The organism is Streptomyces sp. NPDC006602 (assembly GCF_042870385.1).
Lineage (GTDB): Bacteria > Actinomycetota > Actinomycetes > Streptomycetales > Streptomycetaceae > Streptomyces.
The window spans coordinates 373,134-381,590 of the sequence record NZ_JBIAHG010000004.1; the positions used below are offsets into that span (position 1 = coordinate 373,134).

At 71.0% G+C, this 8,457-nt stretch carries 7 protein-coding genes; 4 read left to right on the forward strand and 3 right to left on the reverse strand.

Going from position 1 to position 8,457, the window contains the following annotated elements; all coding sequences use genetic code 11:
* The first annotated feature begins 54 nt into the window (after positions 1-54).
* Genes ACFYO2_RS13980 through ACFYO2_RS13990 form a run of 3 tightly spaced genes read left to right on the forward strand, consistent with a single transcriptional unit; the run spans position 55 to position 4,511 of the window.
* Entirely contained in the window at positions 55-1,725 is a 1,671-nt protein-coding gene (locus ACFYO2_RS13980) for an AMP-binding protein (RefSeq protein ID WP_388348191.1), read from the forward strand.
* Positions 1,722-3,344 (forward strand): AMP-binding protein, encoded by a 1,623-nt coding sequence (locus tag ACFYO2_RS13985; protein ID WP_388348193.1) that lies wholly within the window; start codon positions 1,722-1,724, stop codon positions 3,342-3,344. The genes ACFYO2_RS13980 and ACFYO2_RS13985 overlap by 4 nt, the downstream gene beginning before the upstream one ends.
* Positions 3,345-3,365: 21 nt before the next feature.
* A complete protein-coding gene (locus ACFYO2_RS13990; protein WP_388348195.1) occupies positions 3,366-4,511 on the forward strand; it encodes an NADAR family protein in 1,146 nt (381 codons plus the stop codon).
* Positions 4,512-4,535: 24 nt separating this feature from the next.
* On the opposite strand, the gene ACFYO2_RS13995 is transcribed toward ACFYO2_RS13990, so the two are convergent.
* Positions 4,536-5,225 carry a hypothetical protein gene (locus ACFYO2_RS13995; protein ID WP_388348197.1) on the reverse strand — a complete coding sequence of 230 codons (690 nt, stop codon included), beginning with the start codon at positions 5,223-5,225 and terminating at the stop codon, positions 4,536-4,538.
* A 186-nt stretch (positions 5,226-5,411) separates the two neighbouring features.
* On the opposite strand from ACFYO2_RS13995, the gene gcl reads away from it, so the two are divergent.
* Complete coding sequence (gcl, locus tag ACFYO2_RS14000; protein WP_388348199.1) at positions 5,412-7,196, forward strand: glyoxylate carboligase; 1,785 nt, start codon at positions 5,412-5,414, stop codon at positions 7,194-7,196.
* 98 nt (positions 7,197-7,294) lie between these two features.
* On the opposite strand, the gene ACFYO2_RS14005 is transcribed toward gcl, so the two are convergent.
* Both ACFYO2_RS14005 and ACFYO2_RS14010 read right to left on the reverse strand, forming a co-directional pair.
* Entirely contained in the window at positions 7,295-8,131 is an 837-nt protein-coding gene (locus ACFYO2_RS14005) for a TIGR04222 domain-containing membrane protein (RefSeq protein ID WP_388348200.1), read from the reverse strand.
* On the reverse strand, positions 8,074-8,319 hold the full coding sequence (locus tag ACFYO2_RS14010) for a hypothetical protein (RefSeq protein WP_388348202.1): 246 nt from the start codon (positions 8,317-8,319) through the stop codon (positions 8,074-8,076). The genes ACFYO2_RS14005 and ACFYO2_RS14010 overlap by 58 nt, the downstream gene beginning before the upstream one ends.
* Positions 8,320-8,457 lie beyond the last annotated feature (138 nt).

The following is an 8,457-nucleotide window of genomic DNA, read 5'->3' on the forward strand; positions in this document are numbered from 1 at the left end:
ATTACACGATGACAGAGAGCCGCCCGGCAATGGTGCCGGTACCGAGGAGGACAGATGACGACCGCGACGGAGCTCTTCCGCAGCGCGCGGGACTTCCTGCTGGAACACCGCGAGGACTACGCCACGGCGTACGAGGGTTTCGACTGGCCCCGCCCGCAGCACTTCAACTGGGCGCTGGACTGGTTCGACGTCATCGCGTACGGCAACGACCGCACCGCTTTGCACATCGTCGAGGAGGACGGCTCCGAGATCCGGCTCTCCTTCGCCGAACTGTCCGAGCGGTCGAACCGCGTCGCCAACCTGCTGCGCGAGCGCGGGGTCGGTGCCGAGGACCGGATCCTGGTCATGCTGGGCAACCAGGCCGAGCTGTGGGAGGTTGCGCTGGCGGCGATGAAGCTGCGGGCCGTCGTCATCCCGGCGACCCCGCTGCTCGGCCCCGCCGACCTGCGCGACCGGGTCGAGCGTGGGCGCGTGCGGCACGTTCTGGTGCGGGCCGAGGACACCGCCAAGTTCGACGACGTGCCCGGCGACTACACGCGCACCGCCGTCGGCGGCCTGCCGGAGGGCTGGCAGCCGTACGAGGACGCCTACGCCGCCGCCGCCGACTTCCTGCCCGACGGCCCCACCCTCGCCGACGACCCGCTGATGCTCTACTTCACCTCCGGTACGACGGCCCGCCCCAAGCTCGTCGAACACACCCACGCCTCCTACCCGATCGGGCATCTGGCGACCATGTACTGGATCGGGCTCAAGCCCGGCGACGTCCACCTGAACATCTCCTCCCCGGGCTGGGCCAAGCACGCCTGGTCCAACCTGTTCGCGCCGTGGAACGCGGAGGCGACCGTCTTCATCCACAACTACACGCGCTTCGACCCGGCCCGCCTGATGTCCGAGATGGACCGCGCGGGCGTCACGACGTTCTGCGCCCCGCCCACCGTGTGGCGGATGCTCATCCAGGCCGACCTCACCCAGCTGCGCACCCCGCCGCGCGAGGCCGTGGCCGCCGGCGAACCCCTCAACCCCGAGGTCATCGAGCAGGTCGGCCGGGCCTGGGGCGTGACCATCCGGGACGGCTTCGGACAGACGGAGACGGCGGTGCAGATCGCCAACAGTCCCGGCCAGCCTCTGAAGACCGGCTCCATGGGCCGCCCCGGCCCCGGCTACCGCGTCGAACTCCTCGACCCGGTGTCCGGCGCGCCCGGCGCGGTCGAGGGCGAGATCGCACTCGACCTGTCGACCCACCCGGTCGGCCTGATGACCGGCTACCACGGCGACCCCGACCGTACGGCGGAGGCGATGGCCGGCGGCTACTACCGGACCGGGGACATCGGCGCCCGTGACGCCGAGGGCTACATCACCTACGTCGGGCGGGCCGACGACGTCTTCAAGGCCTCCGACTACAAGATCAGCCCCTTCGAGCTGGAGAGCGCGCTCCTTGAGCACGAGGCGGTCGCGGAGGCGGCCGTCGTGCCCGCCCCTGACGAGCTGCGGCTCGCCGTCCCGAAGGCCTACGTGGTGCTGGCGGAGGGCTGGGAGCCCGGCCCCGACACCGCGAAGGTCCTCTTCGAGCATGCCCGGCAGACGCTCGCGCCCTACAAGCGCGTCCGCGTCCTGGAGTTCGCGCCCCTGCCCAAGACCGTCTCCGGCAAGATCCGCCGCATCGAACTGCGCGAGGCCACGGCCGCCGGGTCCGACGCCGAGTACCGCGAGGAGAACTTCCGATGAACAGGTCGTCGTACACGCACGGGACGAGCGGACTGTCGTACGCCCACGGGACGAGCGGCACGCCGCTGCTGGGCGACACGATCGGGGTGAACCTGGACCGGGCGGTGGCGACCTGGCCGGAGCGCGAGGCACTCGTCGACGTGCCGTCCGGGCGGCGCTGGACGTACGCCCGATTCGGCGCGGACGTCGAGCAGTTGGCGCGCGCCCTGCTCGCCGCCGGGGTCGTCAAGGGCGACCGGGTGGGCATCTGGGCGGTCAACTGCCCCGAGTGGGTGCTCGTCCAGTACGCCACCGCCCGCATCGGCGCGATCATGGTGAACATCAACCCGGCCTACCGCACGCACGAGGTCGAGTACGTCCTCAAGCAGGCCGGTGTCTCGCTGCTGTTCTCCTCCGTCAGCCACAAGACGAGCGACTACCGGGCCATGGTCGGGCAAGTGCGGGGCAGGTGCCCCCAGTTGCGCGAGGTCGTGTTCATCGGCGACCCGAGCTGGGACGCGCTGCTCGACCGCGCGACCCCCGACGCCCGGTACGAGGACCTGTCCTGCGACGACCCGATCAACATCCAGTACACCTCGGGCACGACGGGCTTCCCCAAGGGGGCCACGCTCTCGCACCACAACATCCTCAACAACGGTTACTTCGTGGGGGAGTTGATCGCCTACAGCGAGCAGGACCGGGTCTGCGTCCCGGTGCCCTTCTACCACTGCTTCGGCATGGTGATGGGCAATCTCGCCGCCACGTCGCACGGCGCCTGCATGGTCATCCCGGCCCCGTCCTTCGACCCGGCGGCGACCCTGCGCGCGGTCCAGCAGGAACGCTGCACCTCCCTGTACGGCGTCCCGACCATGTTCATCGCCGAGCTGAACCTCCCCGACTTCGCGACGTACGACCTGTCCTCCCTGCGCACCGGCATCATGGCCGGCTCGCCCTGCCCGGTGGAGGTGATGAAACGGGTCGTCGCCGAGATGCACATGGCGGAGGTCTCCATCTGTTACGGCATGACCGAGACCTCCCCGGTGTCCCTGCAGACCCGCCGGGACGACGACCTGGAACACCGCACGGCCACGGTCGGCCGCGTCCTGCCGCACATCGAGAGCAAGGTCGTCGACCCGGCGACCGGCGTCACCCAACCTCGTGGCACGGCAGGCGAGTTGTGCACCCGCGGCTACAGCGTGATGCTCGGCTACTGGAACGAACCCGAGAAGACCGCCGAGGCCGTCGACCCCGGCCGCTGGATGCACACCGGCGACCTCGCGGTGATGCGCGAGGACGGGTACGTCGAGATCGTCGGCCGCATCAAGGACATGATCATCCGGGGCGGCGAGAACATCTACCCCCGCGAGATCGAGGAGTTCCTCTACGCCCACCCGAAGATCGCGGACGTCCAGGTCGTCGGCGTACCCCACGAGCGGTACGGCGAGGAGGTCCTCGCCTGCGTCATCCCGCGGGACCCGGCCGATCCGCCGGCGCTGGAGGAGCTGCGGGCCTTCTGCGACGGGCGGTTGGCGCACTACAAGATCCCCAGTCGGCTCGAGGTCATGGACTCCTTCCCGATGACGGTGTCCGGGAAGGTGCGCAAGATCGAGCTGCGGGAAAATCACGCGGCGCGCGGCTGAGCCGTCCGGCAGACTGTCGCGATGATCGGCAGACGCATCACCCACCGCATGGCGGACGGCATACGAGTAACCGGAACCTGGCGGCCCGTCTTCATCCGCAACGGCGACTACTTCCTCACCGACCTGTTCATCTACGCGGACGGGCTCGTCGACTGCTGGGGACTGGTCACGCTGGAGCAGTTCGAGGAGAAGCTGCGGTGCGGATGGGTCGCCACCGAGTTGCCGGACGGTGCCAGGGCGTCCGGGCATGAGCTGGCCGCCTGGAAGTTCAGCGAGCCGCGCGCCTGGCTCACGCCCGAGTTGCTGCTCGCCGAGGTGCGCGACACCGTGGACCAGCTCAACGGGCGGCCGGACTCAACGGACCGGTGTCTGGACGCCGTCGACGCGTTCCTCGCCGACCGGACGGAGGAGAAGCGGGCCGTGGCGCGTGCCGCCTACCTCGCCATCCCCAGGACGCAGCGGCACTACGCGCTCGGCGACATGGACCGCCAGGACCGGCCGCTTCAGGTCCTGGTGGCCGGACCCGGCGGGCGGGTGGAGGCACGGCCGGACGGCGACGAGGACCCGGTCACGCAGGAGGAGTACGACGAGGCGGTCGACTACTTCGAGGACCGGGCGGAGTGGCTCGACAAGCGGTCCTCACGCGTTCCGGCGGACGGACCGGTGACTCCCCTCGCCCCCGCGATCCAGCTCTACGACAGTTGGCCGCTGAAACCGTCCGACGATCCGGACACCAGAGCCCTGCGCAACAACTGGCCGGCACCCGTCGACGTCGACGGCGTCACCTACCCGTCCGTCGCCCACGCCTACTGGGCCCTCTCGACCGAGGACCCCGGCGTCCGGGCCCGGATCGCCGCTGCGGACACCGCGTTCGCCGCCCGGGAGCTGGCCGCCGGCGCCGGTCGGCGCGACGGCTGGGAGCAGGCCCGTACGGCCGTCATGACCCGCCTGCTGCGGGCCAAGTTCGCCCAGCACCCGCACCTGGCCCGGGTCCTCCTGGCCACGGACGACGCGACGATCATCTACGACGACGGCGACTCCCGTTTCTGGGGCGACAACGCCGGCCGCGGCCGGAACTGGGCCGGCCGCCTCCTCGAACTCGTCCGCTCGGAACTGCACGCCGAGCGCGCGGGCATCTCAGCGACGACGACCGACCAGCCGGCCTGATCGTCGCCGCGGCGGCGCTGCACGTCAGGCCCCGGCGGCATCCAGCTCGTCGGCGTGACTGTTCACCGCCTGCGGCGTGCCCGTGAGGTCGAGGACGAACAGCGGGACGCCCAGCGCGTCGGCGCGGGTGCGGGCGTCGGGGGAGAACCCGGCGAGGGAGAAGTAGACGCAGGAGGCGGACTCCGTCATGGCCGTCAGCCACAGGCACTCCACGTCGCGCAGGGCCGCCGGGCGGACGGTCGGGTCGACCTGGGCCAGCACGCCGCGCGCGGCGAGGCCGATGCCGGACGGGGGCCGTTGGTCGGCGCGGCGGATGTCCCGGTAGCCGAGCCAGCGCAGATACAGCGCGGCGGCGGTGACCGCGTCGCGGGCGGTGCGGATCGTGACGGGCTGGAAGACGCGGCGCCGGGTCGGGGCGGCGGTACGGGGGCTCGCCGCGGTGGCCCCACCGGCCACCGGGATGCGCAGCATCGTCCCGCACGCGCAGCCCAGTTCCGGGTACGGCCACTGGCCCGGGCGGCCACAGGCGTCGCACCGCACGGTGACCCAGTCCTCGTCCCAGACACGGTGGCCGGCCGCGGTGGCCGTCCGGTGCTCGTCGAGCACCGGGGCGATGGGCGCCCCGCACAAACAGGGGTACGACGGCGGCTCGTAGACGTGCTCGCGTCTGCAGGCCGGGCAGCGCACCGACACGCTCTCGGACATGGCCCCCATCGTCCTCCAGGCGACCCCTGCTTGTCCCTGTCTTGACGGCCTTCGCCCACCCACTTACATTGCTTCCAGATAGTAGAAATTACTTTCCGCAATACGGAAACTTGCCGCGGAAAGAGAAGATACGGGAAGTGCTCACCGCGGGGCGCGACGGGAGTGCGGATCCGACAGCCGAAGCAGGAGTACTCCATGGCTCGAATGACCGCTGCCCGCGCGGCAGTTGAGATTCTCAGGCGTGAAGGCGTCACCGACGCGTTCGGTGTCCCCGGCGCGGCGATCAATCCCTTCTACGCGGCGCTCAAGGCCTCCGGCGGCATCCACCACACCCTCGCCCGGCACGTGGAGGGCGCCTCGCACATGGCCGAGGGCTACACCCGCACCCATCCGGGCAACATCGGCGTCTGTGTCGGCACCTCCGGACCGGCCGGCACCGACATGATCACCGGCCTGTACTCGGCCATCGGCGACTCGATCCCGATCCTGTGCATCACGGGCCAGGCCCCGACCGCCGTGATCCACAAGGAGGACTTCCAGGCCGTCGACATCGCCTCCATCGCCAAACCGGTGACGAAGATGGCGGTCACGGTGCTGGAGGCCGCGCAGGTCCCAGGCGTCTTCCAACAGGCCTTCCACCTCATGCGCTCCGGCCGCCCCGGCCCGGTCCTGATCGACCTGCCGATCGACATCCAGCTGACGGAGATCGAGTTCGACCCGGAGACGTACGAGCCGCTGTCGGTCTACAAGCCGGCCGCGACCCGCGCCCAGGTCGAGAAGGCGATCGGCATGCTCAACGCCTCCGAGCGCCCGCTGCTCGTCGCCGGCGGCGGTGTCATCAACGCCGACGCCGCCGAACTACTGGTGGAATTCGTCGAGTTGACCGGCCTCCCGGTCGTCCCCACCCTCATGGGCTGGGGGGTGCTCCCCGACGACCACGAGCTGAACGCCGGCATGGTCGGCCTCCAGACCTCGCACCGCTACGGCAACGCGACCTTCCTCGAGTCCGACTTCGTCCTCGGCATCGGCAACCGCTGGGCCAACCGCCACACCGGCAAACTCGACGTCTACACGGCCGGCCGGACGTTCGTCCACGTCGACGTGGAGCCCACCCAGATCGGCAAGATCTTCGCCCCGGACTACGGCATCGCCTCCGACGCGAAGGCCGCGCTGGAACTGTTCGTGCAGGTGGCAAGGGAGTTGAAGGAAGCGGGCCGACTGCCCGACCGCTCCGCGTGGGCGGCCGCCGCGCAGGAGAAGAAGGCCACGCTGCAGCGCCGTACGCACTTCGACGACATCCCGATCAAGCCGCAGCGCGTCTACGAGGAGATGAACAAGGCCTTCGGCCCCGAGACCCGGTACGTCTCCACGATCGGCCTCTCGCAGATCGCCGGTGCCCAGATGCTGCACGTCTACCGGCCCCGCCACTGGATCAACTGCGGCCAGGCCGGCCCCCTCGGCTGGACGATCCCGGCCGCGCTGGGTGTCGCCAAGGCCGACCCGGAGGCCTCGGTGGTGGCCCTCTCCGGCGACTACGACTTCCAGTTCATGATCGAGGAGCTGGCCGTCGGGGCGCAGCACAAGATCCCGTACGTCCACGTCCTCGTCAACAACGCCTACCTGGGCCTGATCCGTCAGGCGCAACTCGGCCTGGACATCGACTTCCAGGTCAACCTGGAGTTCGAGAACATCAACTCGCCCGAACTCGGGGTGTACGGCGTCGACCACGTCAAGGTCGTCGAGGGTCTCGGCTGCAAGGCGATCCGCGTGACCGACCCGGCCGAACTGGGCGCCGCCTTCGAGCAGGCCAAGAAGCTCGCCGCAGAGTTCCAGGTGCCGGTGGTCGTCGAGGCCATCCTGGAGCGCGTCACCAACATCGCGATGTCCAAGACCAACGACATCGGCAACGTCGTCGAGTTCGAGGAGACCGCGACCGAACCGGGGCACGCCCCGACCTCGATCAGGACACTGAAGGTCTGACGCACGCCGTCGGTCACTCAGGGCGGCCCAGTCTGGGACGGGCCGCCCTTCGGCGTGCGCGGCCCGAGGCGTGAGCTCCTGAACTCAGCCCTCGGCCGTCAGTCCGAGCCGCCGCCGTCCCCGCAGCCGTGGCCGCCGCCCCCACCGAGGTTGCGCGGCGAGTGCCGGAGCAAACCCTTGTCCGCCACCTCGGCCCGGGCGGTGAGCCCGGCCCGCAGGGCGAAGCGCGGAACCAGGGCGGCGAGAGCCGGGGCGCCGTACAGGGCGACCGCGAACAGGGCATCGGCCGTCGGCAGATCCTTCCGGCGGGCGGGGAGCGGCCGCTCGGCGCGCAGGGCGTCGAGAACGCGCCGGGCGGCGCGGGTCCGGCGCGGCGGAAGGGCGCGCACCAGCCCGGCGGCGACCAGCCCGGCCCGCAGTGCGGCGACCTCCTGGCGTACAGCGGGGCGCTGCGACAACTCCCGTATCCCCGCGGGCTGCCGAAGAGCGACGTACACGGCCTGGTCAAGGGCCGACAGGGCACGCCCCGCACCCCCGGGCTCCCCCGAGACCCGTACCGTCCCCGGTCGGCCGGCGTCGGCGGCGCCCCGCAGATGCAGGGCGAGTACGGCGACCGTGACGGCGGCGCGGGGACCGCCCCGCAGCAGTGCGACCTCGTGCGGCTCCAGCCGGACCCTCGTGCCGTTGTCCATGACACCCCCCTCGGACGGGGCCCGCCGCCCCCGTGCCGACGGGCCCCGCGTGAGGAGAATGTGCCCGGGTAAGGGGGCTGGTGAAGCCTCCCGGGCCCGTTTCAGAGCTTCTTTTGAGGGTTCCGTAGCCCGCGTACGACCGTTGGCGTACGTCGGTTGTGCGTGGCCATGGGTGGTACGCGGGCTCACTGTTCGTGGTGCTCGGAGAGTCCCGGCCAGTCGTCGGGGCCGCCGCCCTGCCACTCGATGATGTCGCTCTCCTCGACCTCGACCTCGTCGAGGTCCGCGAGGCGCAGGAGCTCGACCACGTCGTCCAGGTGGGAGGCGACCCCGAGGTTCTCGTCGTCCCAGGTCACGCGCCGGGAGCCGTCCAGGGCGGGGGCGTGGACCACGATGTGCGGATGCTGCGTGGGGTGTGCCGGAGGTGCCATGCCTTCAGGCTCCTGCGCGTGGCACGGATCCGCACGCCGGAATCCCCGGTGGGGGGGGGGGGGGGGGGGGGGGGGGGGGGGGGCGGCCGGACGTAACGGGGGCCAAGGGGGGGGCGCCGGGGAGTGGCGCGGCGCGCG